The sequence below is a fragment of the Frigoribacterium sp. PvP054 genome (assembly GCF_040547465.1).
Classification (GTDB): domain Bacteria; phylum Actinomycetota; class Actinomycetes; order Actinomycetales; family Microbacteriaceae; genus Frigoribacterium.
In genome coordinates this window covers 87,417-113,026 of record NZ_JBEPPU010000011.1, presented here as the reverse complement: position 1 = coordinate 113,026, position 25,610 = coordinate 87,417, and the positions used below count along the sequence as shown (strand labels likewise).

Sequence of the window (25,610 nt, the reverse complement as noted above, 5' to 3'; positions counted from 1 at the left end):
GGGGGGGGGGGGGTGGGGGGGGGGGGGGGGGGGGGGGGGGGGGGGGGGGGGGGGGGGGGGGGGGGGGGGGCGGGGGCGGGGGGCCGCCCCCCCGGGGCCCCCCCCCCCCCCTTCTCGGGTGCTCGTGAGAACGAAGACTACTTGACGGCAGCCTTGAGCTTGCTACCGGCGCTGACCTTGACGCTGTCGCTGGCGGCGATCTCGAGGGCCTCACCCGTCTGCGGGTTGCGGCCGGTGCGAGCGGCGCGGTGCGTCTTCTCGAAGGCGATCCACCCGGGGATGGTGACCTTCGTGCCGTCCGCGACCGACTTCGAGACGACGGAGAAGAACGCGTCGACGACGCCGCTGACGGCGGCCTGGCTCTGGCCGGACTCGGATGCGACAGCTGCGACGAGCTCGGTACGGTTCAGTGACTTGTCAGCCATGTAAATGTCCTCCTCGGACTTCGTTCGGTGTGACGAGACACGGCGTTCACCATGCCCGTGCGGTCGAGACCAGAGAGCCGAGGGCCCTGTGGAACCGGTTGAAACCTACCAGGAAGACTTCGTGATGCCCGGCAACTCGCCACGGTGGGCCATGTCGCGGAAACGCACGCGGCTGATGCCGTAGGCCTTGAGGTGACCGCGGGGGCGGCCGTCGACCGAGTCGCGGTTGCGGAGGCGGACCGGCGACGCGTTGCGCGGCAGCTTCTGCAGGCCGAGGCGAGCGGCCTCGCGGCTCTCGTCCGAACCGTTCGGGTCGATCAGGGCCTTCTTCAGCTCGAGACGCTTCTCGGCGTAGCGGGCCACGATCTCGGCGCGCTGGTTGTTCTTGGCGATCATGCTCTTCTTGGCCATGGTTAGCGCTCCTCGCGGAATTCGACGTGCTTGCGGATCACCGGGTCGTACTTCTTCAGCACGAGACGGTCGGGGTTGTTGCGACGGTTCTTCTTGGTCACGTACGTGAAACCGGTGCCCGCCGTCGAGCGGAGCTTGATGATGGGACGGACGTCCTGCTGACGAGCCATTAGATCTTCTCCCCACGAGCGAGCAGGTCCTTGACGACCGACTCGATGCCACGGGCGTCGATGACCTTGATGCCCTTGGCGCTGAGCTGCAGCGTCACGTTACGACGAAGCGACGGCACGTAGTACGTCTTCTTCTGGATGTTCGGGTCGAAACGACGCTTGGTGCGTCGGTGCGAGTGCGAGATGTTGTGTCCGAAACCGGGAACGGCTCCGGTCACCTGGCAGGTTGCTGCCATGGTTTTCCTCCGTAGGTACCGTGAGGGCCGGAGCCCTCACCCAAGGTCACTTGTCGGCGCGCCGATCCCCCTGCACGATCGTCGGATCGCACGGTGTTGCCGGGAGGCGGTGCACATGGGCGCAGAGTGCGCCCAACCAAAGAGACAGCTTACGCGACACGCCCGAGCCCCCGCAACCCGCGGTCAGCTCGGCGGCATCTCGACGCGGACGTTCGCCCCTGAGGTGAACAGGCACGCGTCGTCGACGTCGCAGGTGGCCGAGAGCGTCAGCACGCCCCGCCCCTCGGGCACGAGCAGGGTCTCGTCGACGGCGTAGGGGGAGTGCTGCAGGCTCCAATCGACCTGGATGACCAAAGTGCCTTCGACGTCGACCACGTGGCCGGCGTCGACGACGAGGTCCGACCCGTCGAGGCGGCTGGCGAACGCCGCGGCGTGGCCCTCCTCGATGCCGTCTCGACCCGACATACGTGTGCCGTAGACGTTGACGAACTCGGCGTCCTCGGCGAACGTCTCGGCGAGCGCCCGTGCGTCGCCGTCGTCGAAGGCCGTGACGAACCTGCCGATGAGGCCCTGGGCCGCCATCTGCTGCTCGGGCGTGGGCCCGCTCGACGCGGACTCGGTCGTCGAGCCGGTGGTGGCCGACGGCCCCGGCTCGGTTGCCGAGCATCCGGCGAGGGCGAGGCTCGCGAGCAGCGCGGTCAGCGCGGCGGCACCGCGGCGACGCCCTCTCGAGCTGGTTCGCGAGGGCGTTCGGACGCTTGACGGAGATGTGGCGTGTGACATGTCGCGCGATCCTACCCGAACGGCGCTACCGCTAGGTGGGGCGGGATCGACCCGGCGGGCCGAGGAGGCGCGGGTCAGCCGGCTGCAGCGGCGTCGGCGGCCGCGCGGGCCTCGAGCGTGCACGCGGGGCAGAGCCCGAACACGTCGACGACGTGCTGCGCCTCGGTGAACCCGTGCGTCGCGGCGACGTGCTGGGCCCAGGTCTCGACCTCGTCGGCCTCGATCTCGACGGTGGTGCCGCAGTTGCGGCAGATGAGGTGGTGGTGGTGCGTGCCCGGGGTGCAGGCGCGGTACAGGCTCTCGCCCTCCTGCTGCAGCGAGTCGGCCGAGCCGTCGGCGGCGAGGTCGGCCAGGGCACGGTAGACGGTGGCCAGGCCGATGCCGGTGTCGCGCAGGTGGGCGTGCAGCGCCTGGGCGCTGACGAACCCCTCGCTCGTGCCCAGTGCTTCTCGCACGGCCTCGCGTTGCCACGTGTTGCGTCGGACCACCACGTCGTCCTGCCTCTCTGTCCGTCAGACCCCGGAGTGTGCCTCGACCCTCTGTGCGTCGACCCTGCGTTCGTCGACCCTACGTACGTCGACCTTCTGTGCGTCGACCCGTGTCAGGCCCCGGTCGAGGCCAAGGGTACCCGCGGGCCCCTGCGTGGCCCCGCGGCGGCGGCCGTCCGCCGCCAGCTCACGAGCCGGCAGACGAGCCAGATCGCGAACGAGATGGTCGTGACGTACGGGCTGATCGGCAGGCCGCCGCCGAGGGCGAGCAGGATGCCGCCGACGACCGACACGACGGCGAACGTCACGCTCAGCACCGGGACGAGTCGAGGGTTCACCGTCAGCCGCAGGGCCGCGGCCGCGGGCGTCACGAGCAACGACAGCACCAGCAGCGCGCCGATGATCTGCACCGACACCGCGACCGAGAGCCCGAGCACGAGCATGAACGCGATGCCGAGGGTGCGGACGGGCACGCCCGCCGCGGCGGCGACGTCCGGGTCGACGCTCGCGAAGGTCAAGGGGCGCCAGATGACGACGAGCGTGACGATCACCACCGCCGAGATGGCGATCAGCCAGCCCAGCTGCGGGTTGTCGACCGACACGATCTGACCCGTCAGCAGCCCGAACTTGTTGGCCGACCGCCCCCGGTAGAGCGCCAGGAAGAGGATGCCGAGACCCAGCCCGAACGGCATGAGCACGGCGATGATCGAGTTGCGTTCGCGCGCGCGGGTGCCGAGCAAGCCGATCAGCAGGGCGGCGACGAGGCTGCCGACGAGCGAGCCGCTGACGACGTTGACGCCGAGCAGCAGGGCCGCGGCCGCCCCGGCGAACGAGAGCTCGCTGATGCCGTGCACGGCGAAGGGCATGTTGCGGGTGATGACGAACGGGCCGATCAGGCCCCCGACCAGCCCGAGCACGGCCCCCGCGATGACGCTGTTGCGCACGAGCACGAGCAGTTCGCCGAAGTCCTGGAAGCTGAACAGCTGCGACCACAGGTCGGTCATCGGACGAGCCCTTCGTCGTCGGCCGGCTCGTCGACGTGGTGGTCGTGCCCGTCGTGGCTGCCGACGATGACGACGCGGCCCATGGTGCGGATCACGTCGACCGGCGTGCCGTAGAGGTCGCTGAGCACGTCGGCCCGCAGCACCTCGTCGGGCGTGCCGATGCGGAACCGGCCGCCGGCCAGGTAGAGCACCCGGTCGACGACGTCGAGGATGGGGTTGACGTCGTGGGTGACGAACACCACCGCGGCGTTCCGGGCGCGGCGCTGCTCGTCGATGAGGCGCGTCACCTCCCGTTGGTGCCGTAGGTCGAGCGAGATGAGGGGTTCGTCGCAGAGCAGCAGGGCGGGTTCGGCGGCGAGGGCCTGGCCGACGCGCGTGCGCTGCTGCTCGCCGCCGCTGAGGCTCGCGACGGGCGCGGTCGCGAACGGCGTGGCGCCGACCTCGTCGACCAGGGCGTCGATGCGGGCCCGTTCGGCGGCGGACTCGCGTCGCAGGCCCCATCGGTGGCCCGTCACGCCGAGGGCGATCATGTCGCGGGCGCGCAACGGCGTGCCGGATTCCATCAATCGCTGCTGCGGCACGTACCCGATGCGGCGGTGGCCGCGGCCGACCGGCCGCCCGAGGAACTCGATGCTGCCCTCGGTCAGCTGCTGCTGCCCGAGGATCGTGCGCAGCATGGTGGTCTTGCCCGCGCCGTTGGGCCCGAGCACGGCGACGAACTCGCCCGGCCGCACGTCGAGGTCGAGGCCCGACCACAGCGTCCGGCGGCCGAAGGTCACGCCGGCGTCGCGCAGGCGCAGCACGGCGTCGCCGCCGCCACCGGCCGAGGAGGCGCGGGTGGCGGCGGCGACGGAGGTCGCGCTGGCGGCGTCGGTCACTTGCCGAGCGCCTCCGAGATCGCGTCGATGTTGCTCTGTTGCCATGACACGTAGTCTTCCCCCTCGGGCAGCAGCTCGGTGACCGGCACGATCGCCACGCCCGCGTCGGTCGCCGCCGCCTCGACCTGCTCGGTCTCGGGGCTCGAGGTCTGCTCGTTGTAGGCCAACAGGTCGACCCGGCCGTCGGAGAAGAGCTTCAGGGTCTCGTTGAGGACGGCGGGCGAGACGTCGTCGCCCTCCTCGATCGCCTCCGAGAACGCGTCGGGCGTCACGTTGACCAGGCCCATCGCGTCGAAGAGGTAGCCGGGCACGGGCTCGGTGTAGGCGACCGACTCGCCGTCGTGGGCCGCCTCGATCGACGCGGCCTGCGCCTCCAGGTCGGCGACCTTCGCGCCGAAGGCCTCGGCGTTCGCGGTGAAGGTGTCGGCGTTCGCGGTGTCGACCCGGCCGAACTCGTCGGCCATCGCCGTGGCGAGCGCCGCCATGCTCGGCAGGCTGTAGAAGACGTGCTCGTTGAAGGCCGCGTGGTCGTGGTCGTCATGGTCGTCGGTCGTCGCGGCGTCGGAGGCCTCGTCGGCGTGGTCGTGGTCGTCGTGCCCGGCCTCGGGGTCGAGCCCCGAGACGTCGACCGCGCTGATGACGGTGGCGTCGGTCCCGCTCGCGTCGACCATCGTGTCGACGAACGGGTCGTAGCCGCCGCCGTTCTCGACGATGACGTCGGCCTTCGAGACGGCCAGCTGCGTGCGGGCGTCGGCCTCGTACGAGTGCGGGTCTTGTGAGGGGTCGCTGATGATGCTCGTGACGTCGACCAGGTCGCCGCCGACGGTCGTCGCGATGTCGCCGTAGACGTTCGTCGACGCGACCACGGCGATCGCGCCTCCGTCGGCGTCGCCGCCGCTCGCGCCGGCGTCACCCGTCGAGCAGCCGCTCAGCACGAGGGCCGCCGTGGCGGGCAGGACGAGCAGGGCCGGCAGCGATCGCTTCTTCATGTCCGTCACGCTATTGCTACTGATAATGATTGTCAAAACGAGGAGGCGCGGGTCGGCCGGGTGCGCCCCTTCGCCTCGTCGAGACCCCGCAGGCGGGCCGAGACCCCCGTGCGCGCACGGGGGTCTCGGTCACGTCCTGGGGTCTCGCGTCGGTCAGGCCTTCGTGGCGGCCTCGACCGACTCGGCACCGGCCGCGTCGTCGTCCTCGCGACCAGGAGTCTTGAGGTTCCACTTCTTGATCACGAAGCTGAACAAGACGTAGTAGACGACCGCGTAGCCGAGCCCGATCGGGATCAACCAGATCGAGTTCTGCGAGATGTTGAAGTTGAGCACGTAGTCGATCAACCCCGCCGAGAACGTGAACCCGGTGTGGATGTCGAGCGCGTTGACCAGCATCATCGACGTGCCGGTCAGGACCGCGTGGATGAGGTAGAGCGGCCAGGCGACGAACATGAACGAGAACTCGAGCGGCTCGGTGATGCCGGTGAGGAAGGCCGTCAGGGCGGTCGACAGCATGATGCCGCCGATCAGCTTCTTCTTCTCGGGGCGGGCGTGGCGCCAGATCGCGAGGGCGGCGGCCGGCAGCGCGAACATGAAGATCGGGAAGAACCCGGTCATGAAGACGCCGGCGCTCGGGTCGCCCTGGAAGAACCGGGTCAGGTCGCCGCGGTAGAGCTTGCCGTCGGCACCGGTGTAGTCGCCGACCAAGAACCAGACGACCGAGTTCAGGATGTGGTGCAGGCCCGTGGGGATCAGCAGCCGGTTGGCGACGCCGTAGACGCCGCCGCCGACGACGTCGTTCGACGCGACGGCCGTGCCGATCCAGACGAGCGCGTTGTTGAACAACGGGTAGATGAACGACATGACGACGCCGACGACGAGGCCCGTGACGGCCGTGAGGATCGGCACGAGGCGACGCCCCGAGAAGAACCCGAGGAAGTCCGGCAGCTTCGTCCGGTAGAAGCGCTGCCAGATCATCGCCGACAGGATGCCCATCACGATGCCGCCGAGCACGCCGTAGTTGATCAGCTCGGGGTCGCCCGTCGCGGTCTCGCGGCCGGCGAGCACCACGGGTGACATCGCCTTGAACACCCCGTCGATCACCATGTAGCCGACGACGGCCGCCAGGGCGGTCGAGCCGTCGCTCTTCTTGGCCCAGCCGATCGCGATGCCGACCGCGAAGATCAGCGGCAGCCAGGTGAAGACCGCGTTGCCGGCCGCGCCGATCACCGAGGCGCCGGTCTCGAAGCCCGGGATCGCGCCGAGCAGGTCGGCCTGCCCGAGGCGCAAGAGGATGCCCGCGGCCGGCAGCACGGCGATCGGCAGCATGAGGCTGCGACCGAGGCGCTGCAGCACCGCGAACGCGGCCGAGCCCCTCTTCTTGGTCGGGGCCGACTCGGTCGTCGTCGTCATCAGGTGGTCCTCTCGTCGGTGAGCAGCCGTGGTGCGGGGCGGGGTCGGGTGGTGCCGTGGGGCGGTGCAGGAGGCGCGGGTCGCGTCGAGCGCCGGGGCTCGGCGGTCCTGTCCGGTCATGACCAGTGAGTGGTAGTTTCCTCAGACCGGCGGGTGGTGTCAACTAGGACGACACCCCTCGTCGCCGCGAGCGACGGACCAACGGAGGAGAACAGCTCATGTCGAAAGCACAGGCCATGATCGACGGACTCGGCGGCGCCGACAACATCGAGGAGATCGAGGGCTGCATCACCCGCCTCCGCACCGACGTCCGTGACATCTCGCTCGTGGACGACGCCGCTCTGAAGGCCGCCGGCGCGACCGCCGTCGTCCATGCGGGCGGCAGCGTCCAGGTGATCGTCGGCACGATCGCCGACTCGCTGGCCGAAGACATCAACGACCTGCTGCCGTGACCACGGTCGTCGCGCCCGTCGCCGGTCGGGTGACGGCGCTCGCCGAGGTGCCCGACGCCGTGTTCGCCGAGCAGCTCGTGGGCGCGGGCGTCGCGATCGAGCCGAGCGCGCCTCCTGCCGGTGACGCCGCGGCCGACGGCCCGGCGGCCGACGGCCCGGCGTCCGACGCTGCGGGCGCGCTCGTCGACGTCGTCTCGCCGATCGCGGGCGAGCTCGTCAAGGTGCACCCGCACGCGTTCGTCGTGGTCGACGCGTCCGGCACGGGCGTGCTCGTGCACGTCGGCATCGACACCGTGAAGCTCGCGGGCGAGGGCTTCGAGCTCGCGGTGTCCGAGGGGGCGACGGTGTCGGCGGGCGACGTGGTCGTCCGCTTCGACCCGGCCGTCGTGGCCGCGGCCGGCTACTCGGCGGTCGTCCCGGTCGTGGTGCTCGACAGCGCGCCCGACAGCGTCTCGCAGCAGGCCGTCGGCACGACCGTCGCGTCCGGCGCGCCCCTGTTCGACCTCTGAACCCAGCACCACACCGCGTTCCGTGCACCGCGCCCGTTCTAGACGCGGTGCGGTGCACGGATCGCGGTGCCGCGGTGCACCGAGCCCAGGGCTGAGCCGGGGCCGGGGCCTGGGCCGGGGCCGGGGCCAGGGCCTGGCCCGGCCGACGGGACCTGGCCCGGCACCGCACCGCCTTTCGTGCACCGCACCGCATCTCGACGCGGTGCGTTGCACGAGACGCGGTGCCGTGCGTCCGGGGCCGGGCGTCAGGCGGGTGAGACGCCCGACGCGACCTGCATCTGCAGGCGGTAACGGTCCGAGCGGTACCAGCTCCTGGCGTGCTCGAGCGGGACGTCGCCGGCGAACGAGACCCGGTCGAAGAACAGCACCGGGGCGCCCTCGCTCGTGCCGAGCAGGGTGGCGACGTCGGCGTCCGCGCCCTCGGCGCTCACGGTCTGGGTCGCCCGGGTGATGGGGGTCTCGTAGTCGCCGTCGAGCGTGCGGTAGAGCGAGCGGCTGAGGTCGCGGTCGAGCAGGCCCGGCAGCCGTCCGGCGGGGTACCAGCCGTCGTCGATGCTGACCGGGACGCCGTCGGCCAGGCGCAGGCGCTTGACGTGGAACGCGGTGGCGCCGACCCCGAGCCCGAGCGCCGCCGCGGTCTCGGGCGGGGGAGTCGTCTCGGCCTTGACCAGCACGACGGTGCTCGGCACGTGGCCGAGCTTGGTCATCTCGTCGGTGAACGAGGCGAGGTGCAGCGTCGACTGCACCACCCGGTGGGCCACGAACGTGCCCTTGCCCCGCACCCGCGTCAACCAGCCCTCGTTGACCAGCTGGCCCACGGCCTCACGCACCGTGATGCGGCTGACGCCGTACTCGAGCATGAGCTGGCGCTCGCTCGCGATCGCCGAGCCGGGCTGCGCCTCGGCGGCGAGGCGCTGCACGATGGAGCGGAGCTGCTCGTGCTTCGGCACGGCTCCGTCGACGATGTGGTCGGTCATGGCGGGCCCCTCGTCGGTCGTGCCCGAGGGTGGTCCCGTCTGGTCATGACCGGTCGTTCTGCCTCCGACGTTAGTGCACGCCGGGCGGTCGCAGGCCGGCGTGCACCCGACCCCCTCGGACTTCCCAGGAACGGACGAGGAGGCGCGGCGTCAGTCGAGCAGCAGCGCGGGCTCCTCGAGGACGCTCGCCACGTCGGCCACGAACCGGCTGGCGACGTCGCCGTCGACCACGCGGTGGTCGAAGCTCGCGCCGATCGTCGTCACCATGCGCGAGCGCACCTCCCCGTCGACCACCCAGGCCTTGGGCTTGATCGTGCCGAGCGCCACGATCGCGACCTCGCCCGGGTTGAGGATGGGCGTGCCGGTGTCCATGCCGAAGACGCCGATGTTCGTGATGGTGATCGTGCCGTCCTTCATGTCGGCCGGAGTGGTCTTGCCGTCGCGGGCGGTCAACGTCAGCTGTTCGAGGGCCTGGGCCAGCTCGAGCAGGCTCATCGACTGGGCCTCTTTGACGTTCGGCACGATCAGGCCACGCGGGGTGGCCGCGGCGATGCCGAGGTTGACGAAGTGGCGCACGAGGATCTCGCGGTCGGTCCAGGCCGAGTTGACCATCGGGTTGCGGCGCACGGCCCAGATGATGGCCTTGGCCATGATCAGCAGCGGCGAGACCTTGACGCCCGCGAACTGCGGCGACGCCTTGAGGCGCTTGACGAACTCCATCGTGCGCGTGGCGTCGACGTCGACGAAGAGGCTCACGTGCGGCGCGGTGAAGGCCGACGACGTCATGGCCGCCGCGATGGCCTTGCGGACGCCCTTGACCGGGATGCGCTCGACGCGCTCCTCTCCCCACTCGGGCGTCTCGATGTTGCGGAACACGCTGGCCTGCTGGGCGTGACGGATGACGTCGTCGCGCGTGACCTCGCCGGCGAGCCCGGTCGGCTGGACGACGGCCAGGTCGACCTCGAGGTCTTTCGCGAGCTTGCGGATCGGCGGCTTGGCGATGATGGGCAGGGCCTGGGCGGCGGGCACCGACGTGGTGGGGCGGCGGCGGGCCTGCTCGGCGACACGCAGCTGACGGGCGTCGACCTCGGTCTGCGAGGGGCGGCGGCGGCGGGTCGCACCGTGGCCGCCGGCGGCGCCGTAGCCCACGAGCACGGCGCCCGAGCCCGACTCGGCCGGGGCCTCGGGGGCGTGGACGACCGAGCCGGTGTCGCCGTCGGCGCTGACCGCGTCGGCCGAACGGGCCGGGGCCGCGGCCGGCGTCGCCGTCGAGCCCGTCGTCGACGCCGCGGCGACCGGTTCGACCTGGCGCGCGCGCTGGGCCGACAGGGCCTCCTCGCCCTGCGAGATGATCTGGGCCGTGCGGGCGAGCCCGCCCGACTCGAGCGACTCGGACTCGGCCGCCCGACCCGACGGCGTGGCCGGGGCCGACGAGTCGCCGACGCGGATGATCGGGGTGCCGACGTCGACCGTGGTGCCGGGCTCGACGAGGATGCTCTCGACGACGCCCGCGTAGGGCGAGGGCAGCTCGACGAGCGACTTCGCCGTCTCGATCTCGACGAGCACCTGGTTGATCTCGACGCTGTCGCCGGGGGCGACCTTCCACTCGACGATCTCGGCCTCGGTCAGGCCCTCGCCGACGTCGGGCAGGGTGAATTCGCTGGTCATGTCGTGACTCCTAGTAGGCCAGGGCCCGGTCGACCGCCTCGAGCACGCGGTCGGCGTCGGGCAGGTACTGCGTCTCGAGCTTGGCGGGAGGGAAGGGGGCGTCGAAGCCGCTGACCCGCAGCACGGGTGCCTCGAGCGAGTAGAACGCCTTCTCGGCGACCGTCGCGGCGATCTCGCTGCCGACGCTGACGAACCCGGGGGCCTCTTGCGCCACCACGAGCCGGCCGGTCTTGCGGACCGACTCGAGGATGGGCCCGTAGTCGACGGGCGAGAGCGACCGCAGGTCGACGACCTCGGCCGAGACTCCCTCGGCCGCCGCGATCTCGGCCGCCTGCAGCAGCACGCTGACCATCGCGCCGTGCCCCAGCAGGGTCACCTCGGTGCCCGTGCGGACGACGCGACTGGCGTGCAGGGGGGCCTGCGGGTCGCTCAGGTCGACCTCGCCCTTGGGCCAGTAACGGCTCTTGGGCTCGAAGAACATCACGGGGTCGTTCGACGCGATGGCCTCCTGGATCATCCAGTACGCGTCGTGGGGCGTGCTCGGGCTGACGACTCGCAGGCCGGCCGTGTGGGCGAAGTACGCCTCGGGGCTCTCTTGGTGGTGCTCGACCGCGCCGATGTGCCCGCCGTAGGGCACCCGGATCACGACGGGCATCGTGAGGGCGCCCTCGTGCCGGTTCGTCAGCTTCGCGAGCTGCGAGGTGATCTGGTCGAAGCCGGGGTAGATGAACCCGTCGAACTGGATCTCGCAGACCGGGCGGAACCCGCCCATGGCGAGCCCGATGGCCGTGCCGACGATGCCCGACTCGGCCAGCGGGGTGTCGATGACCCGCTTGTCGCCGAACTCGGCCTGCAGGCCCTCGGTCACGCGGAAGACCCCGCCGAGCGTCCCGATGTCCTCGCCCATCAGCAGCACGCGGGGGTCGTCGGCCAACGCCTTGCGGAGGCCGGCGTTGATCGCCTTGCCGAGCGGCATGCTCTGCACGGAGGCGCGGGCCGGGTCGCCGGCGCCCGTCGCGGTCTCGACGGTGTCGGTCATGATGCCTCCTCGTCGGTTTTCACGGTGTCGCCCGCGCTGCCGAAGCTCTGCTCGTAGGTCGCCAGCCACTGCTTCTGCTCGACCATCAGCGGGTGCGGTTCGGAGTAGACGTGGTCGAAGATGAGGCCCGGGTCGGGGTTCGGCAGGCTGACGAGGCGTCGCCGCACGTCGGCCCCGAGGTCGTCGCCCTCGGCCTCGAGGTCGGCGAAGAACCCGTCGCCCTCGCCACGACCACGCAGGAACGCCTCGAACCGCGTGATCGGGTCGCGGGCGATCCACGACTGCAGCTCGTCGTCGGTGCGGTACTTGGTCGGGTCGTCGGACGACGTATGGGCCCCGACGCGGTAGGTCAGCGCCTCGACGAAGCGGGGGCCGCCCCCCGCGCGCGCGGCCTCGAGGTCGCGTCGGCTGACCGCGTAGCTCGCCAGGACGTCGTTGCCGTCGACCTGGGTGCCGGGGATGCCGAAGCCACCGGCCCGGGCGACCAGCGGCGTGCGCGACTGCCGCGACACGGGCACGCTGATGGCCCACTGGTTGTTCTGCAGGAAGAACAGCTCGGGCGTCTGGAAGCTGGCGGCGAAGACCAGGGCCTCGCTCACGTCGCCCTGGCTCGTGGCGCCGTCACCGAAGAACGTGACGACGGCCTCGTCGACCTCCGGGTCGCCCGTGCCGCTCTTGCCGTCGAGCGCGAGGCCCATCGCGAAGCCGGTCGCGTGCAGCGTCTGCGACCCGATGACCAGCGTGTACACGTGGAAGTTCTGGTGCTCGGCGGGGTTCCAGCCGCCGTGCGTGTGCCCGCGCAGCAGGCGCAGGATGTCGACCGGGTCGATGCCGCGCGACAGGGCCACGGCGTGCTCGCGGTACGACGGGAAGAGGTGGTCCTGCGGGCGGGTGGCGTGCGCGAGGCCCACCTGGGCACCCTCTTGACCGTGGCTCGGCACCCAGAGGGCGAGCTGGCCCTGGCGGGCGAGCGCCGCGGCCTCGCGGTCGAACCGTCGGGTCAGCACCATGTCGCGGTGCAGGGCGCGGAGGTCGTCGTCGCCGAGCGCGTCGACGTACGGGCGGAACTCGTCGGCCGCGGCGGACTCGACCACCTCGCCCGACGGCGACAACAGCTGGACGGGCGCAGGCGCATCGTTCGCTTCGGAGGGGGACATGGCGTCCAATCTATTCCGCGGCATATGCCGTCACCGGGATGTGAGGTCGACGACCTGCTGGGCGGCGTGCAGCAGCTTGTCGACCGACGACGGTTCGCCGATCGTGACGCGGACGCCCTCGCCCGCGAACGGTCGGACCACGACCCCGTGGTCGGCGAACACCTGGGCGGCGGTCGCCGTGTGCTCGCCCGTGGCGAGCCAGACGAAGTTGCCCTGCGCCTCGGGGACCGACCAGCCCTGGTCGAGCAGCGCCCGGCGCACCTGGTCGCGCAGCAGCACGATGCGGTCGACCCTGGCGAGCAGTTCGTCGGCGTGCTCGAGGGAGGCCAGCGCGGCGGCCGCGCCCTGCTCGGTGACCGCGAGGGGGATGGCCGTCGCCCGGGCGGCGTCGAGCAGGTAGGAGGCGCCGATCGCGTACCCGACGCGCAGTGCGGCCAGGCCGTAGGCCTTCGAGAAGGTGCGGAGCAGGACGAGGTTCGGGTGCAGCTCGGTGAGCGTCTCGCCGTCGACGGCGGTGCCGTCGGTGACGAACTCGGCGTAGGCCTCGTCGAGCAGGACGAGCACGTCGTCGGGGACGGCGGCCATGAACGTCGCGAACTCGGCCGTCGACACCGTCGTGCCCGTCGGGTTGTTGGGCGAGCAGACGATGACGACGCGGGTGCGGTCGGTCACCGCGGCGGCCATGGCCTCGAGGTCGTGACCGCCGTCGGCCCGCAGGGGCACCTGCACGCTGGTCGCGCCGGCCACCGTGACGAGCCCCGGGTACGCCTCGAACGAGCGCCAGGCGTAGACGACCTCGTCGCCCACCGTGGCGGCCGCGAGCACGAACTGGGCGAGCAGCGAGACCGATCCCGCACCCACGTGCACCTCGTCGACGGTGACGCCGAAGCGCGTCGCGAGGGCCGTCCGCAGGGCGGTCGCCGAGGCGTCGGGGTACCGGTTGAGCGACACGGCACCGCGCACGGCCTCGACGACCGAGGGCAGGGGGTCGAACGGGTTCTCGTTCGACGACAGCTTGAAGGCGTCGGGCGACGCCTGCTTGCCCTGCCGGTAGGGCGGCAGGGCGGCGATCTCGGGGCGGAGTCGTACGGGAGTGGTCACGCGGCCAGCCTATGGGGCGGGGCCCGCGTCGCGTCAGGGCACCGCGCCTCCTGGGGGATGCGTCCGGGCACTACCGCCCGTGGACGAGAGGTCGGCATGATGGGGGCATGACCCGATTCGTCGTCAGGCTGCTCATCAACGCGGTGGCCCTGTGGCTCACCACGCTGCTCGTGTCGGGGGTGAGGGTGACGCCGTACGGCGACGGGGGGACCGTCGAGACGATCCTGACCTTCTTGCTGATCGCCTTCGTGTTCGGCGTCGTCAACGGCGTGGTCGGCACGGCGATCCGCGTGGTGGCGTTCCCGCTGTACATCCTGACGCTCGGGCTGATCGCGCTCGTCGTCAACGGGCTGCTGCTGCTGATCGTGGCCTGGATCTCGGGCCTCTTCGGCTTCGGGCTGACGGTCGACGGCTTCTGGTGGGGCGTGCTCGGCGCCGTCGTCCTCGCCGTGTTCGCCTGGGCCATCGGCGTCGTCGTCCGCCCCGTCGTCGGGCGGGGTGACCGTCAGCGGTGAACCGGTTCCGCATCTGCTTCGTCTGCACGGGCAACATCTGCCGCTCGCCCATGGCCGAGACCGTGCTGCGGTCGCTCGCCGACGACGCCGGTCTCGGCGACCGTCTCGAGGTGACCAGCGCGGGCACCGGCGACTGGCACGTCGGCGAGGGGGCCGACCCGCGCACCGTCCAGGCCCTCGAGCGTCGCGGCTACGATGGTTCGCGGCACCGGGCGAAGCAGTTCGAGGCCGACGACTTCGCCCGCTACGACCTCGTGGTGGCGTTCGATCGCGGTCAAGAGCGCATCCTCCGGGCCTGGGCAGGCGACGACGCCGACCGATCGAAGGTGCAGCTGCTGCTCACCTTCGCCCCCGACGCGGCGCCGGCGGGTGGCGGTCTCGACGTCCCCGACCCGTACTACTCCGACGCAGGACTCTTCGACGAGGTGCTCGACATGGTCGAGCGCGCCTGCTCGGCCCTCTTCCGCCAGATCGAACCCGCACTCCGCAAGGGACAGTCATGACGTTGCCTCCTCAGCCCCTCAGCCCGCTCGACGGCCGCTACCGCACGTCGGTCGGGTCGCTGGGCGACCACCTCAGCGAGGCGGGGCTGAACCGGGCCCGGGTGCACGTCGAGGTCGAGTGGCTGATCGCCCAGACCGACCGGGGCGCCTTCGGCTCGACCCCGCTCGACGACCAGCAGAAGCGTGCGTTGCGGGCCGTCGTGACCGACTTCGGGCAGGCGGCGATCGACGAGCTGGCCGGGTTCGAGGCGACGACGCGCCACGACGTCAAGGCGGTCGAGTACTACGTGCGAGCCCGCCTCGCCGAACTCGGCCTCGACGGCATCGCCGAGCTCACCCACTTCGCCTGCACGAGCGAGGACGTCAACAACCTCTCGTACGCGGTCACCGTCAGGGCAGCCCTCGTCGACGTCTGGCTGCCGGCCTTCGACGCCGTCCTGGCCGCCCTGACGACCTGGGCCACCGACGCCCGCGACGTCCCGATGCTCGCGCACACCCACGGCCAACCGGCGACCCCGACCACCGTGGGCAAGGAGTTCGCCGTCTTCGCCCACCGCCTCCAGCGCCTCCGCGCCCAGATCGTCGGCACCGAGTTCCTCGGCAAGTTCAGCGGCGCGACCGGCACGTTCTCGGCGCACGTCGTCGCCGACCCCGCCCTCGACTGGCCCGAGACCGCCCGGTCGTTCGTCGAGGACGCCCTCGGCCTGACCTTCAACCCGCTGACGACCCAGATCGAGTCGCACGACTGGCAGGCCGAGCTCTACTCACGCGTCTCGCACGCGAACCGCGTCCTGCACAACCTCGCCACCGACGTGTGGTCGTACATCTCGATGGGCTACTTCACCCAGATCCCGCAGGCCGGCGCGACCGGGTCGTCGACGATGCCTCACAAGATCAACCCGATCCGCTTCGAGAACGCCGAGGCCAACCTCGAGATCTCGTCGGCGCTGTTCGACTCGCTCGCCTCGACCCTGGTCACCAGCCGTCAGCAGCGCGACCTGACCGACTCGTCGGCCCAGCGCAACATCGGGGTCGCGTTCGGCCACTCGATGCTCGCCCTCGACAACCTGCGTCGCGGCCTCGGCGAGATCGCCGTGGGCACCGTGGCCCTCGAGGCCGACCTCGACGCCAACTGGGAGGTCCTGGGCGAGGCGATCCAGACCGTGGTGCGCGCCGAGGTCGTCGCCGGTCGGTCGTCCATCTCGGACCCCTACGCGATGCTCAAAGAACTGACCCGCGGCAAGCGCGTCGGGCAGGCCGAACTCGTCGCGTTCGTCGAGGGCCTCGACGTCTCGGACGAGGCCAAGGCCCGGCTCGTGGCGCTGACCCCCGCGACCTACACCGGCATCGCCTCGCAGCTGGTCGACCGCCTGCCCTGAGCCCGAGGAGGCGCGGGCAGAGCCCCGAGGTCGGCCTGCGTCGCCCGGCCGCGCGGCCGCTCGGCTCGGGCCGGTCGGCCGGGCGGTTCGCGCCGGGCCGCTCGCGTCAGTGACCGCGGGGCTTGTCGGCGTCGTCGATCTCGTGCCGCTCGTCGTCGTTCGGCTTCGCCGCGAGGGCGAGCATCGCGATGAGGACGAGGGCGACGATGAAGCCGACGCACCCGAAGATGAGCGCGAGTTGCAGGTCGCGGGTCGTCATGAGCACGACGAGGCCGACGAAGGCGGCGAAGACCGCCGACAGGCCGAGGAACTCGGCGGGACGGAACCGGTCGCGCCAGGTGGGGTGGGTCATGACGTGCGTGCCTTGTCGTCAGGGGTGTCGGCAGCGGGCGGGTGCCCGGTCTGCCATTTGAGCGAGAGGCCGGCGATCACGAGGAACACGCCGACCAGGGCGCCGTAGGCGCCCAGGATGCCGACGAGCACGGTCGACGACGTGAGTTCGCCCTCGATCTGCTCGATGCCGCCGAGCTGCTGGCTGTAGTCGGGCGGGACCACGAGGAAGACCACGGCGAGCGCGAGCGTCAGCACGCCCACGGTCGTCCAGTCGCGGGCGAGCGGCGAGCGGCGGCGTCGGCGCAGGCCGGTGAGCAGTTCGAGGACGCCCGTCAGGACGGCCCAGGCCGTGACGAAGGCGACGAGCACGGGCAGCTGCCCGTGCGAGAAGACGAGGCAGAGGGCGCCGATCACGGTGCCCACGACGCCCTGCAGGACGGCGATGGTGCGGCTCGAGCGGTCGCTCAGGCGCAGGGCCGACCCCGCGGCGAGGACGACGCCCCCCACGACGGCCGCCCAGCCGAAGGTCACGAGGCCCACCTGGGGCGAGTGGTCGGGGTTGAACGTGATCGCCGCAGCCGCCGCCAGCGCGGGTACGGCACGCAGCACGGGGACGGGCCAGTACGCGGAGGACGACGGGTCGACGCCCCGGGTGGAGGGGTCGCTCGACGCCACGGGGGCGTTCGCGCCGGGTTCGTGGTGCGCAGGCGTCACGAGGCCTCTCTCACGGGTGGGGGTCCCGCAGAGTTTACCGCGCGCTCCTGAACGCCAGGCGGCGGGCGGTGCCGAAGGTCAACGGCCAGCCGCGGCCCGTCAGCGTCGTGAGCTGGCGGGCCATGCCGTAGGGCGTGACGCGGAGCACGCCCTCGGACTCGAGCGCCAACCCGGTCAGCACGCCGTCCATCACGCGCCGGGTGAACGCGAGCCCCTCGGCCGTGTCGATCTCGGCCGCGATGAGCACGCCGCTCGGCAGCCTGCTCACCCGCGTGTAGACGGTCGACGCGTCCGCCCAGGTGGATCGCCAGTCGGGGCCGACCTCCTTGACGCACTCGATCAACCGGACCGTCGCGACGTCGGGGTCGGGGTCGTCGACGGTCAGCAACCGGTAGTAGGTGCGGCGACGGCCCTCGGTGCTCATGAAGAGCAGGTCGACGTAGCCGGCGACGACGGAGGCCGGTCGGGGCCCCGTGCCCACCACCGTGCCGCCCGTGACCCACGACCCGTGGCCGTCCTTGGCGTCGGGCCAGATCTCGACGAGCAGCTCGAGCCCCGTGATCTCGACCCGTCGGGCCGGGGCGTCCGACGACGCGGCCTCGAGCGCGCTCTCGCGCAGGCCGAAGCCCTGCCGGGCGTTGCGTTCGCCCGTGCGGTAGGGCACCTGCTCGAGGTCGTGCACGACCCCGCCCAGGCGTTCGACGAATCCGGCTGTCACCCCGACAGGTTACGTGTGACATGTCGGTCGGGCAAGCTCAGGCGGGCCAGGCGATCTCCCCACCTCTTCTCAGCCCGCGCCACTACGTTCACACCATCTGCGGGCCGCCTCCGGCCCCACCACCCGGCTGAGAAGTCGATCAGCCGCGGGAGCCCCGATGACCGCCACCGTCCCCCCGACCCCTCGAACCTCCCGCCCGCTCATCGTGCACGCGCCCGCGGGTGCCGCACCGGCGGGGTTCCGACCCACCGTCGCCGGCCAGGTCGGCAAGCCGACGAGCACCTACTCGAGCCTGCTCAAGTCCGTGCGCGAGGCCGGGCTCCTGAAGCGCCGGACCGGCTTCTACGTCACGGTCTTCGTCGTCCTCGTGGCGTGCCTCGGCGGCGCGGCCACCGGGTTCGTCCTGCTCGGCTCGAGCTGGTTCCAGCTGCTGATCGCCGGCGCGCTCGGCATCATCCTCACGCAGTTCGCGTTCCTCACCCACGAGGCCTCGCACCGTCAGGTGTTCGAGTCGGGCACGCGCAACGACAAGGTCGGCCGCGTGCTCGCGGCGGGCGTCGTCGGCATCAGCTACGCGTGGTGGATGACCAAGCACAGCCGTCACCACGCCAACCCCAACACCAAGGGCAAGGACCCCGACATCGCGTTCGACACGATCTCGTTCCTCGAAGAGGACGCGGCGAAGGCCCGGGGCGTGCTCGGCTTCGTCACGCGCCGTCAGGGGTACTTCTTCTTCCCGCTGCTGCTCGGCGAGGGCGTCAACCTCCACGTGACGTCGTTCCGCACGCTGCTCGGTCGCGAGAAGGTCGAGGGCCGCGCGCTCGAGATCACGCTGATCGCCGTGCGTCTGGTCGCCTACTTCGGCGTCGTGTTCTGGTTCCTGCCCGTGGGCATGGCGTTCGCCTTCGTCGGGGTGCAGATGGCCGTCTTCGGCCTCTACATGGGGTCGTCGTTCGCGCCGAACCACAAGGGCATGCCGATCATCCCCGAGGGGGCGAAGGTCGACTTCCTCAGCAAGCAGGTGCTCACCTCGCGCAACATCGTCGGGCGTCACTCGACGGCCTTCATGGGCGGGCTCAACTACCAGATCGAGCACCACCTCTTCCCGAGCATGGCGCGCCCGAACCTGCGGGCCGCCAGCGCGCTCGTCAAGGCGCACTGCGCCGAGCACGGCATCCCCTACACCGAGGCCACGATCGGCGCGTCCTACGCGATCGTCATCCGCTACCTCAACCGCGTCGGCCTGTCGGCCCGCGACCCGTTCGACTGCCCCGCGGCGTACGCGCTGCGTCCGCGCTAGGCGGTCGACGCCACGAGCGCAGGAGGCGCGGGCCGGGTCAGGCGGACCGGCTCGCGCCTTCGTCGTCCTCGAAGAAGTCCTCGTAGCGGACGGGACGGGCGCCGGGGGACGCGAGCCGCGCCTCCTGGTCCGTCGATCGGCGGTCGGCACCGCCGACCGGCCGCGACTGCTGCTTCGGGTAGGGGTGGATCGTGAGGGGCGACGTCGACGCGTCACTCTCGTAGCTGGACTCCACGATCGCCTCCCACACCGTCGTCCGGACGTCGCATCCGGTGCTCCGACCGCCACGATAGGACGAGCCCGCCGAGGCCGCGAGGGGCTTGTCAGGCGGGGGGTCGAGGGGCTACGTTCGTCGGCCGCGCCGGTGTGCCGTCACCGAGGACGTCGTCGGCGGGGGCGGGTCACGACGGCCAGGCGGCCAGCTGCCACCCGAGCCAGGGGGAGAAGGCGAAGGGGGCCGCCGCGACGGCGTCACGGAGCTCGTCGGGCTCGACCCAGGCCCATTCGGCGACCTCGTCGGGCGACGGGTCGGGCAGGCCTACGGCACGCGCCGTGAACACGGGGCAGATCTCGTTCTCGACGACGCCGGACGCGTCGGTGGCCAGGTAGCGGAACTCGGGCAGGATCACCTGGACGTCGCGCACCTCCATGCCGAGCTCTTGGTGGGCACGGCGCAGCAGGGCCTCGGCCGGGGTCTCACCCGGGGCGGGGTGTCCGCAGAACGAGTTGGTCCAGACGCCGGGCCAGGTCTTCTTCGACAGCGCGCGACGGGTGACGAGGACGCGGCCGAGGTCGTCGGTGACGTGGCAGCTGAAGGCGAGGTGCAGCGGCGTCGTCGCCGTGTGCACGGTCGCCTTCGCGGTGGTGCCGACGGGCGTCCCGTCGTCGGCGAGCAGCACCACGAGCTCGTCGTGCGCGCCGCCGTCGTGGCCGGGGGTCGGCTGGGGACGGGTCGTCGGGGTCTCACGGGTCATGAGAGGTAGTCTGCCCTGGTGGACGGTGATCACCTGCACGCAGGCACGCGGGCGAGACACGATCGTGTCGACGCCGTCCTCGACGACTTCTTCGCCCTGGCCAAGCGCCGGGCCGAGTCGGTCGGCTGGCGCTACGTCGACCTGTGGTCGGTGCTCGAGCGCAACAGCGCAGGCGGCAAGCGGTTCCGGCCCCGCATGGTGTTCACGGCGTACGACGCCCTCGGCGGTGACGACGACGAGGCCGTGGCCCGCGTCGGCGCGGCCTTCGAGTTGCTGCACACCGCCCTGATCGTCCACGACGACGTGATCGACCGCGACTTCTCGCGACGCGGCATCCCGAACGTCTCGGGCAGCTACCGCGACACCGCCACGACGGCCGGCATTCCGACGCCCGCGGCCGAGCACCGGGGCATGTCGGCGGCCGTCATCGCCGGCGACCTGGCCCTCACGGGTGCCAGCCGCATGCTGCTCGGCATCGGCTGCGCCGACCACGTCCGCACCCGGCTGCTCGACCTGCTCGACGAGGCGATCTTCGTCAGCGCCGGCGGCGAGATGGTCGACGTCGAGTTCTCGCTGGCCGCCGACCTGCCGACGGTCGACGAGATCCTCGACATGGAACGCGCCAAGACCGCCGTCTACTCGTTCGAGGCCCCCCTGCAGGCCGGTGCGGTGCTCGCCGGTGCCGGCGAGGCGGTCGTCACGGCCGTCGGCGACTTCGGTCGCGAGGTCGGCGTCGCCTACCAGGTCGTCGACGACCTCCTCGGGGTGTTCGGCACCGAAGAGGCCACCGGCAAGACGACGCGGGGCGACCTGCGCGAGGGCAAGCGCACCGTGCTCGTCGCCCACGCCGCCACCACCGACGAGTGGTTCTCGATCCAGCCCTTCATCGGCAAGGCCGACCTCAGCGAGGCCGAGGCCGAGCACGTGCGCGGTCGCCTCGAGGTGTGCGGCGCCCGGGCCTTCGCCGAGGGCCTCGTCGAGCAGCACGCCCGCCGGGCCCTGGACGTCCTCGATCGTCCCGAGGTGTCCGAGGCGCTGCGCGAGGCCCTCACCCCGGTCGTGCAGGACGTCCTCGAGAGGGTGCGATGACCGGCCTGTCGCTGTACGACGCCGTCGCCGACGCGACCGCCGGCGGGGTCATCCGCCGGTACTCGACGTCGTTCGGGCTGGCCTCGCGCCTGCTGGGCGGCGACGTGCGTCAGCACGTCGAGAACGTCTACGCCCTCGTGCGCGTGGCCGACGAGATCGTCGACGGGCCCGCGACCGAGGCCGGTCTCGGCGTCGACGCCGCAGGCCGGCTGCTCGACGGGTTCGAGGCCGAGACCGAGCGGGCCCTGGTCGAGGGCTTCAGCCCCAACCTCGTCGTCCACGCCTTCGCCCGCACCGCGCGGGCGACCGGCTTCGGCGCCGAGTTGACCGCCCCGTTCTTCGCCTCGATGCGGGCCGACCTCAGCGCCCGCGAACACGACCAGGCCTCGTTCGACGCCTACGTGTACGGTTCGGCCGAGGTCGTCGGCCTGATGTGTCTCAAGGCGTTCCTGCACGGCCACGCGTTCCCCCCGAGCACGGTGGCCGAGCTCGAAGAGGGTGCCCGCCGGCTGGGCGCGGCGTTCCAGAAGGTGAACTTCCTGCGCGACCTCGCGGCCGACTTCGAGCAGCTCGGCCGCAGCTACTTCCCCGGGGTCGACGTGACCACGTTCGACGAGCAGACCAAGACGAGACTGGTGCGAGACATCGACGACGACCTCCGCGTGAGCGGCGAGATCATCCCCGTGCTGCCGACGACCTCGCGTCGCGCGGTGGCCCTCGCGCACGGCCTGTTCGCCGAGCTGAACCGGCGTCTCGAGGCGACCCCCGCCTCCTCGCTGGTCCGGGCGCGGGTGCGCGTGCCGAACCCCGTCAAGGTGCGCATCGCGGCGGGTGCCGCGGCCGGTCGCGTGACGCGCCTGCCCGAGGCCCGCGCATGAGCCACGACTCGGTCGACCGCGGCGCGACGGGCGCCGGCACCGGGGCACCCGACCTCTCGCACGGCCTCAGCGTCACCCGGCACGGGCGACGCGTCGTCGTGGTCGGCGGAGGCATCAGCGGTCTCGCGTCCGCAGCCCTGCTGGCCCGCGAGGGTCACGAGGTCACCCTGCTCGAGAAGAACGACGAGGTCGGCGGCCGCGCCGGCTCGTGGTCGCACGAGGGCTTCCGCTTCGACCTCGGGCCGAGCTGGTACCTGATGCCCGAGGTGTTCGACCACTTCTTCCGCCTGATGGGCACGTCGGCCGCCGAACGACTCGACCTCGTCGAGCTCGACCCGGGGTACCGCGTGCTCTTCGAGCCGACGCCCGACGACCCCGCGGCCGGCGCACCGATCGACGTGCCGCGCGGCCTCGAGCAGAATGTCGAGCTCTTCGACCGCATCGAGCCCGGCAGCGGCGACCGCATGCGCCGCTACCTGCGCTCGGCCCGCGACACCTACGAGATCGCCAAGCGGAGGTTCCTCTACACGAGCTTCGGCAGCCTCACCCCGTTGCTGCGCGGCGACGTGCTCGTCCGGATGCCGAAGCTGGCGCGCCTGCTGCTGACGAACCTCGACTCGTTCGCCTCGCGGACGGTGACCGACCCGCGCCTCCGGCAGATCCTCGGCTACCCCGCGGTGTTCCTCGGGTCGTCGCCGTTCGACACCCCGAGCATGTACCACCTGATGAGCACGCTCGACCTCGACGACGGCGTGCTGTACCCGCAGGGCGGCCTGATCTCGGTGATCGAGGCGATCCGCGACGTGGCCGTCGAGGCGGGCGTGACCGTCGTCACCGGCGCGACCGTGACCCGGATCGTCACGCAGCCGCTCGCCGCCGAGGGGGCGGCCCTGCCCCGCGGCTCGAAGGCGACCGCCGAGGCGACCGGGGTCGACTGGACCGACGCCGAGGGCACGACGCACCGCGTCGACGCCGACCTCGTGGTGAGCGCCGCCGACCTGCACCACACCGAGACCCGGCTGCTGCCGCGCGAGCTGCGCACCTACGACGAGAAGTACTGGGCGACGAAGAACCCCGGGCCGAGTGCCCTGCTGTTGTACCTGGGCGTCGAGGGCGAGATCCCCGAGCTCGAACACCACACGCTGCTCTTCGCCCGCGACTGGCACGAGAACTTCGAGCGCATCTTCGGCGCCGACAAGCGCATCCCCGACCCGCCGTCGCTCTACGTCTGCAAGCCCAGCTCGGTCGACCCGTCGACGGCTCCGGCCGGCCACACGAACCTCTTCGTGCTCGTCCCGCTGCCCGCCGACCCGTCCCTGGGCTCGGGCGACGTCGACGGCGACGGAGACCCGATGATCGAGCGCCTCGCCGACGGCGTCATCGCGCAGATCGCCGAGTGGGCGCACGTGCCCGACCTCGCCGACCGCATCGTCGTGCGCCGCACCCGCGGTCCGCGCGACTTCGTTGACGACGTCAACGCCTGGAGCGGCAGCATGCTCGGCCCGGCGCACACGCTCGCCCAGAGCGCGCTGTTCCGCACCGGCAACGTCTCGACGCGGGTCGACTCGCTGTTCTACGCGGGCGGCTCGGTCCGGCCGGGCATCGGCCTGCCCATGTGCCTGATCAGCGCCGAGGTGCTGCTCAAGAACCTGCGCGGCGACACGAGCACCGAGCCGCTCCCCGAGCCCGCCGCCGGCTGATGGGCTTCGTCTACCTCGCGGCGCTGCTCGTCTCGCTGTTCGGCATGGTGGTGCTCGACCGCAGGTTCCGGCTGTTCTTCTGGCGCGACGTCCCCCGGGCGGCGGTGACGCTGCTGGTCGGCGTCGTGTTCTTCCTGATCTGGGACGTCGTCGGCATCGACCTCGGCATCTTCTTCCGCGGCGAGACCTCGTTCATGACCGGCGTCCTGGTGGCGACCGAGCTGCCGCTCGAAGAGGTGTTCTTCCTCACGCTGCTCTGCTACCTCACGATGAACCTGTTGGCCGGCGCACGGATGGTCGCCGCGGTCGTGCTCGACCGCCGCGGGTCCTCCACCGCGGTCGCGGGCGACCCGGCTGCGGCTCGCTCCACGGACGGGGCGTCGTCGTGACCTACTGGGCCGTGAACGCGGTGTTCCTGGCGATCGTCGCCGTCGTCGGGGTGCTGGCGCTGGTGACCGCGGCGGTCCGCGGTCGGGCCGCGCGCGCCTCCTCGTCGCCCGGGGCGTCGACGCGACGACGTCGCGAGGCCGTGCTGGGCGCGGGCATCGCGACGGGCGTGCTGCTCGTGATGACCGCGGTGTTCGACAACGTCATGATCGGCATCGGGCTGGTCGGCTACGACGCCGCCCGCATCAGCGGCGTCTTCGTGGGCATCGCCCCGCTCGAGGACTTCGCCTACGCGGTCGCGGCCCTCGTGCTGCTGCCGTCGGTGTGGGTGCTGCTCGGCGGGCCGAAGGCGCCTCGTGCGCCGAGGACGGCGTCGGCGGCCGCCGCGACCGCCGCAGCCGCCGCATCGAAGGAGGCGCGCTCGTGAACACGCTCAAGGCCCTGTTCGTCTCGTCCCGGCCCCTGAGCTGGATCAACACGGCGTTCCCGTTCGCGGCGGCGTACGTGCTGACCTCGTTGCTCGCACCGACGACGACGGCGTACTCCGGCTCGTACGGTCCGCTGTCGCAGGCCGACCCCCTGCCGGACGGCACCCGGGCCGTCATCTTCTCGGCACCCGAGGACGTCCTCAGCCCCGTGAACTGGCTCGTGCTGATCGTCGGCGCCCTGTACTTCCTGATCCCCTACAACCTCGCGATGTACGGCATCAACGACGTCTTCGACTACGAGAGCGACCTGCACAACCCGCGCAAGGGCGGGGTCGAGGGGGCCTTGCTCGACCGCAGCCTGCACCGCACCACGTTGCGGGCCGCGGTGGTCACGAACGTGCCGTTCCTGGTGTTCCTGGTGGCGGTCGGCAGTCCGCTGAGCTGGCTCGTGCTGGCGGTCAGCGTCTTCGCCGTGGTCGCCTACTCGGCCCCCGGCCTGCGCTTCAAGGAGCGCCCCTTCGTCGACTCGATCACGTCGAGCACGCACTTCGTCAGTCCCGCCGTCTACGGTCTCGTGCTCGCCGGGGCCTCGTTCACGCCCGAGCTGTGGGCCCTGCTCGGCGCGTTCTTCCTGTGGGGCGTCGCGAGTCACGCCTTCGGGGCCGTGCAGGACGTGCTGGCCGACCGCGAGGGCGGCATCTCGTCGATCGCGACCGAGATCGGTGCCCGGGCGACCGTCCGACTGTCGGTCCTCGCCTACCTGCTGGCCGGCGTGCTGCTGACCTTCACCGAGTGGCCCGGCCCGGTGGCCGCGCTGTTGACCCTGCCCTACGCCATCAGCTGCGCGCCGTGGTGGAACGTCACCGACGACCGGGCCGAGGAGGTCAATCGGGGCTGGCGACGGTTCCTGGCGCTCAACTTCGTCAGCGGGTTCGTCGTGACGATGCTCATGATCTGGTGGGTGTTCCTGCGGAACTGACGCCGCGCCTCCC

At 71.6% G+C, this 25,610-nt stretch carries 32 protein-coding genes; 12 read left to right on the top strand and 20 right to left on the bottom strand.

The genetic code is table 11. The features are described from left to right. Positions 1-137: 137 nt before the first annotated feature. From ABID81_RS13465 to ABID81_RS13420, 10 genes are all read right to left on the bottom strand, one after another. Entirely contained in the window at positions 138-425 is a 288-nt protein-coding gene (locus ABID81_RS13465) for an HU family DNA-binding protein (protein ID WP_043595940.1), read from the bottom strand. A gap of 105 nt (positions 426-530) precedes the next feature. Next, positions 531-836 carry a 30S ribosomal protein S14 gene (rpsN, locus tag ABID81_RS13460; RefSeq protein ID WP_043595941.1) on the bottom strand — a complete coding sequence of 102 codons (306 nt, stop codon included), beginning with the start codon at positions 834-836 and terminating at the stop codon, positions 531-533. Between the two features lie 2 nt (positions 837-838). Further along, a complete protein-coding gene (gene rpmG / locus ABID81_RS13455; protein WP_043595944.1) occupies positions 839-1,006 on the bottom strand; it encodes a 50S ribosomal protein L33 in 168 nt (55 codons plus the stop codon). After that, entirely contained in the window at positions 1,006-1,242 is a 237-nt protein-coding gene (rpmB, locus tag ABID81_RS13450) for a 50S ribosomal protein L28 (RefSeq protein WP_043595945.1), read from the bottom strand. The genes rpmG and rpmB overlap by 1 nt, the downstream gene beginning before the upstream one ends. Positions 1,243-1,425: 183 nt before the next feature. Then, positions 1,426-2,025: an SgcJ/EcaC family oxidoreductase gene (locus tag ABID81_RS13445; RefSeq protein WP_354595295.1), complete on the bottom strand. Its 600-nt coding sequence runs from the start codon at positions 2,023-2,025 to the stop codon at positions 1,426-1,428. 74 nt (positions 2,026-2,099) lie between these two features. Then, complete coding sequence (locus ABID81_RS13440; RefSeq protein WP_354595294.1) at positions 2,100-2,513, bottom strand: Fur family transcriptional regulator; 414 nt, start codon at positions 2,511-2,513, stop codon at positions 2,100-2,102. A 113-nt stretch (positions 2,514-2,626) separates the two neighbouring features. Beyond that, positions 2,627-3,517, bottom strand: a complete 891-nt coding sequence (locus tag ABID81_RS13435; protein WP_354595293.1) for a metal ABC transporter permease — start codon at positions 3,515-3,517, stop codon at positions 2,627-2,629. Next, positions 3,514-4,395, bottom strand: a complete 882-nt coding sequence (locus ABID81_RS13430; protein WP_502915227.1) for a metal ABC transporter ATP-binding protein — start codon at positions 4,393-4,395, stop codon at positions 3,514-3,516. The genes ABID81_RS13435 and ABID81_RS13430 overlap by 4 nt, the downstream gene beginning before the upstream one ends. Then, positions 4,392-5,384 carry a metal ABC transporter solute-binding protein, Zn/Mn family gene (locus ABID81_RS13425; protein WP_354595292.1) on the bottom strand — a complete coding sequence of 331 codons (993 nt, stop codon included), beginning with the start codon at positions 5,382-5,384 and terminating at the stop codon, positions 4,392-4,394. Before ABID81_RS13425 ends, ABID81_RS13430 begins: the two co-directional genes overlap by 4 nt. A 153-nt stretch (positions 5,385-5,537) precedes the next feature. Then, on the bottom strand, positions 5,538-6,797 hold the full coding sequence (locus ABID81_RS13420; RefSeq protein WP_354595291.1) for a PTS transporter subunit EIIC: 1,260 nt from the start codon (positions 6,795-6,797) through the stop codon (positions 5,538-5,540). A gap of 218 nt (positions 6,798-7,015) precedes the next feature. On the opposite strand from ABID81_RS13420, the gene ABID81_RS13415 reads away from it, so the two are divergent. Continuing rightward, positions 7,016-7,249: a PTS sugar transporter subunit IIB gene (locus ABID81_RS13415; RefSeq protein ID WP_054145886.1), complete on the top strand. Its 234-nt coding sequence runs from the start codon at positions 7,016-7,018 to the stop codon at positions 7,247-7,249. Continuing rightward, positions 7,246-7,758, top strand: a complete 513-nt coding sequence (locus tag ABID81_RS13410) for a PTS sugar transporter subunit IIA (RefSeq protein WP_354595290.1) — start codon at positions 7,246-7,248, stop codon at positions 7,756-7,758. Before ABID81_RS13415 ends, ABID81_RS13410 begins: the two co-directional genes overlap by 4 nt. 245 nt (positions 7,759-8,003) lie before the next feature. Here the strand turns inward: ABID81_RS13410 and ABID81_RS13405 are convergent, their stop codons facing one another. From ABID81_RS13405 to ABID81_RS13385, 5 genes are all read right to left on the bottom strand, one after another. Further along, positions 8,004-8,735 carry a GntR family transcriptional regulator gene (locus tag ABID81_RS13405; protein ID WP_354595289.1) on the bottom strand — a complete coding sequence of 244 codons (732 nt, stop codon included), beginning with the start codon at positions 8,733-8,735 and terminating at the stop codon, positions 8,004-8,006. A 150-nt stretch (positions 8,736-8,885) separates the two neighbouring features. Further along, positions 8,886-10,403 (bottom strand): dihydrolipoamide acetyltransferase family protein, encoded by a 1,518-nt coding sequence (locus ABID81_RS13400; protein WP_354595288.1) that lies wholly within the window; start codon positions 10,401-10,403, stop codon positions 8,886-8,888. A 10-nt stretch (positions 10,404-10,413) separates the two neighbouring features. Then, the gene (locus tag ABID81_RS13395; RefSeq protein ID WP_354595287.1) at positions 10,414-11,442 is read right to left on the bottom strand and encodes an alpha-ketoacid dehydrogenase subunit beta; all 1,029 of its coding nucleotides are present in this window, start codon (positions 11,440-11,442) and stop codon (positions 10,414-10,416) included. Further along, positions 11,439-12,599: a thiamine pyrophosphate-dependent dehydrogenase E1 component subunit alpha gene (locus ABID81_RS13390; RefSeq protein ID WP_354595286.1), complete on the bottom strand. Its 1,161-nt coding sequence runs from the start codon at positions 12,597-12,599 to the stop codon at positions 11,439-11,441. The genes ABID81_RS13395 and ABID81_RS13390 overlap by 4 nt, the downstream gene beginning before the upstream one ends. Before the next feature lie 30 nt (positions 12,600-12,629). After that, positions 12,630-13,700, bottom strand: a complete 1,071-nt coding sequence (locus ABID81_RS13385; protein WP_354595285.1) for a histidinol-phosphate transaminase — start codon at positions 13,698-13,700, stop codon at positions 12,630-12,632. A gap of 107 nt (positions 13,701-13,807) precedes the next feature. On the opposite strand from ABID81_RS13385, the gene ABID81_RS13380 reads away from it, so the two are divergent. From ABID81_RS13380 to purB, 3 genes are read left to right on the top strand one after another with little or no spacing between them, the layout of a single operon-like run. Beyond that, positions 13,808-14,215: a phage holin family protein gene (locus ABID81_RS13380; RefSeq protein ID WP_354595284.1), complete on the top strand. Its 408-nt coding sequence runs from the start codon at positions 13,808-13,810 to the stop codon at positions 14,213-14,215. Beyond that, the gene (locus ABID81_RS13375) at positions 14,212-14,718 is read left to right on the top strand and encodes a low molecular weight protein-tyrosine-phosphatase (RefSeq protein ID WP_354595283.1); all 507 of its coding nucleotides are present in this window, start codon (positions 14,212-14,214) and stop codon (positions 14,716-14,718) included. Before ABID81_RS13380 ends, ABID81_RS13375 begins: the two co-directional genes overlap by 4 nt. Next, a complete protein-coding gene (gene purB / locus ABID81_RS13370) occupies positions 14,715-16,097 on the top strand; it encodes an adenylosuccinate lyase (RefSeq protein ID WP_354595282.1) in 1,383 nt (460 codons plus the stop codon). Before ABID81_RS13375 ends, purB begins: the two co-directional genes overlap by 4 nt. A 106-nt stretch (positions 16,098-16,203) precedes the next feature. Here purB and ABID81_RS13365 read toward each other — a convergent pair whose 3' ends face one another. Genes ABID81_RS13365 through ABID81_RS13355 form a run of 3 tightly spaced genes read right to left on the bottom strand, consistent with a single transcriptional unit; the run spans position 16,204 to position 17,862 of the window. Further along, a complete protein-coding gene (locus tag ABID81_RS13365; protein WP_354595281.1) occupies positions 16,204-16,449 on the bottom strand; it encodes a hypothetical protein in 246 nt (81 codons plus the stop codon). Next, positions 16,446-17,144, bottom strand: a complete 699-nt coding sequence (locus ABID81_RS13360) for an HdeD family acid-resistance protein (RefSeq protein WP_354595280.1) — start codon at positions 17,142-17,144, stop codon at positions 16,446-16,448. The genes ABID81_RS13365 and ABID81_RS13360 overlap by 4 nt, the downstream gene beginning before the upstream one ends. Before the next feature lie 34 nt (positions 17,145-17,178). After that, complete coding sequence (locus ABID81_RS13355; RefSeq protein WP_354595279.1) at positions 17,179-17,862, bottom strand: hypothetical protein; 684 nt, start codon at positions 17,860-17,862, stop codon at positions 17,179-17,181. A 157-nt stretch (positions 17,863-18,019) separates the two neighbouring features. On the opposite strand from ABID81_RS13355, the gene ABID81_RS13350 reads away from it, so the two are divergent. Continuing rightward, positions 18,020-19,162 carry a fatty acid desaturase family protein gene (locus tag ABID81_RS13350; protein ID WP_354595278.1) on the top strand — a complete coding sequence of 381 codons (1,143 nt, stop codon included), beginning with the start codon at positions 18,020-18,022 and terminating at the stop codon, positions 19,160-19,162. 37 nt (positions 19,163-19,199) lie between these two features. Here the strand turns inward: ABID81_RS13350 and ABID81_RS13345 are convergent, their stop codons facing one another. Together ABID81_RS13345 and idi are read right to left on the bottom strand one after the other, a co-directional pair. Continuing rightward, positions 19,200-19,397: a hypothetical protein gene (locus ABID81_RS13345; protein WP_354595277.1), complete on the bottom strand. Its 198-nt coding sequence runs from the start codon at positions 19,395-19,397 to the stop codon at positions 19,200-19,202. 166 nt (positions 19,398-19,563) lie between these two features. Next, positions 19,564-20,136: an isopentenyl-diphosphate Delta-isomerase gene (idi, locus tag ABID81_RS13340; protein ID WP_354595276.1), complete on the bottom strand. Its 573-nt coding sequence runs from the start codon at positions 20,134-20,136 to the stop codon at positions 19,564-19,566. Positions 20,137-20,154: 18 nt separating this feature from the next. On the opposite strand from idi, the gene ABID81_RS13335 reads away from it, so the two are divergent. From ABID81_RS13335 to ABID81_RS13310, 6 genes are read left to right on the top strand one after another with little or no spacing between them, the layout of a single operon-like run. Then, positions 20,155-21,225 carry a polyprenyl synthetase family protein gene (locus tag ABID81_RS13335; RefSeq protein WP_354595275.1) on the top strand — a complete coding sequence of 357 codons (1,071 nt, stop codon included), beginning with the start codon at positions 20,155-20,157 and terminating at the stop codon, positions 21,223-21,225. Then, positions 21,222-22,103, top strand: a complete 882-nt coding sequence (locus ABID81_RS13330) for a phytoene/squalene synthase family protein (RefSeq protein ID WP_354595274.1) — start codon at positions 21,222-21,224, stop codon at positions 22,101-22,103. The genes ABID81_RS13335 and ABID81_RS13330 overlap by 4 nt, the downstream gene beginning before the upstream one ends. Next, a complete protein-coding gene (gene crtI, locus ABID81_RS13325) occupies positions 22,100-23,803 on the top strand; it encodes a phytoene desaturase family protein (protein ID WP_354595273.1) in 1,704 nt (567 codons plus the stop codon). Before ABID81_RS13330 ends, crtI begins: the two co-directional genes overlap by 4 nt. Further along, positions 23,803-24,192: a lycopene cyclase domain-containing protein gene (locus tag ABID81_RS13320; protein ID WP_354595272.1), complete on the top strand. Its 390-nt coding sequence runs from the start codon at positions 23,803-23,805 to the stop codon at positions 24,190-24,192. The genes crtI and ABID81_RS13320 overlap by 1 nt, the downstream gene beginning before the upstream one ends. Next, a complete protein-coding gene (locus tag ABID81_RS13315) occupies positions 24,189-24,617 on the top strand; it encodes a lycopene cyclase domain-containing protein (protein ID WP_354595271.1) in 429 nt (142 codons plus the stop codon). The genes ABID81_RS13320 and ABID81_RS13315 overlap by 4 nt, the downstream gene beginning before the upstream one ends. Continuing rightward, positions 24,614-25,597, top strand: coding sequence for a prenyltransferase (locus tag ABID81_RS13310; protein WP_354595270.1), 984 nt, complete (start codon positions 24,614-24,616; stop codon positions 25,595-25,597). The genes ABID81_RS13315 and ABID81_RS13310 overlap by 4 nt, the downstream gene beginning before the upstream one ends. The last annotated feature ends 13 nt before the right edge of the window (positions 25,598-25,610 follow it).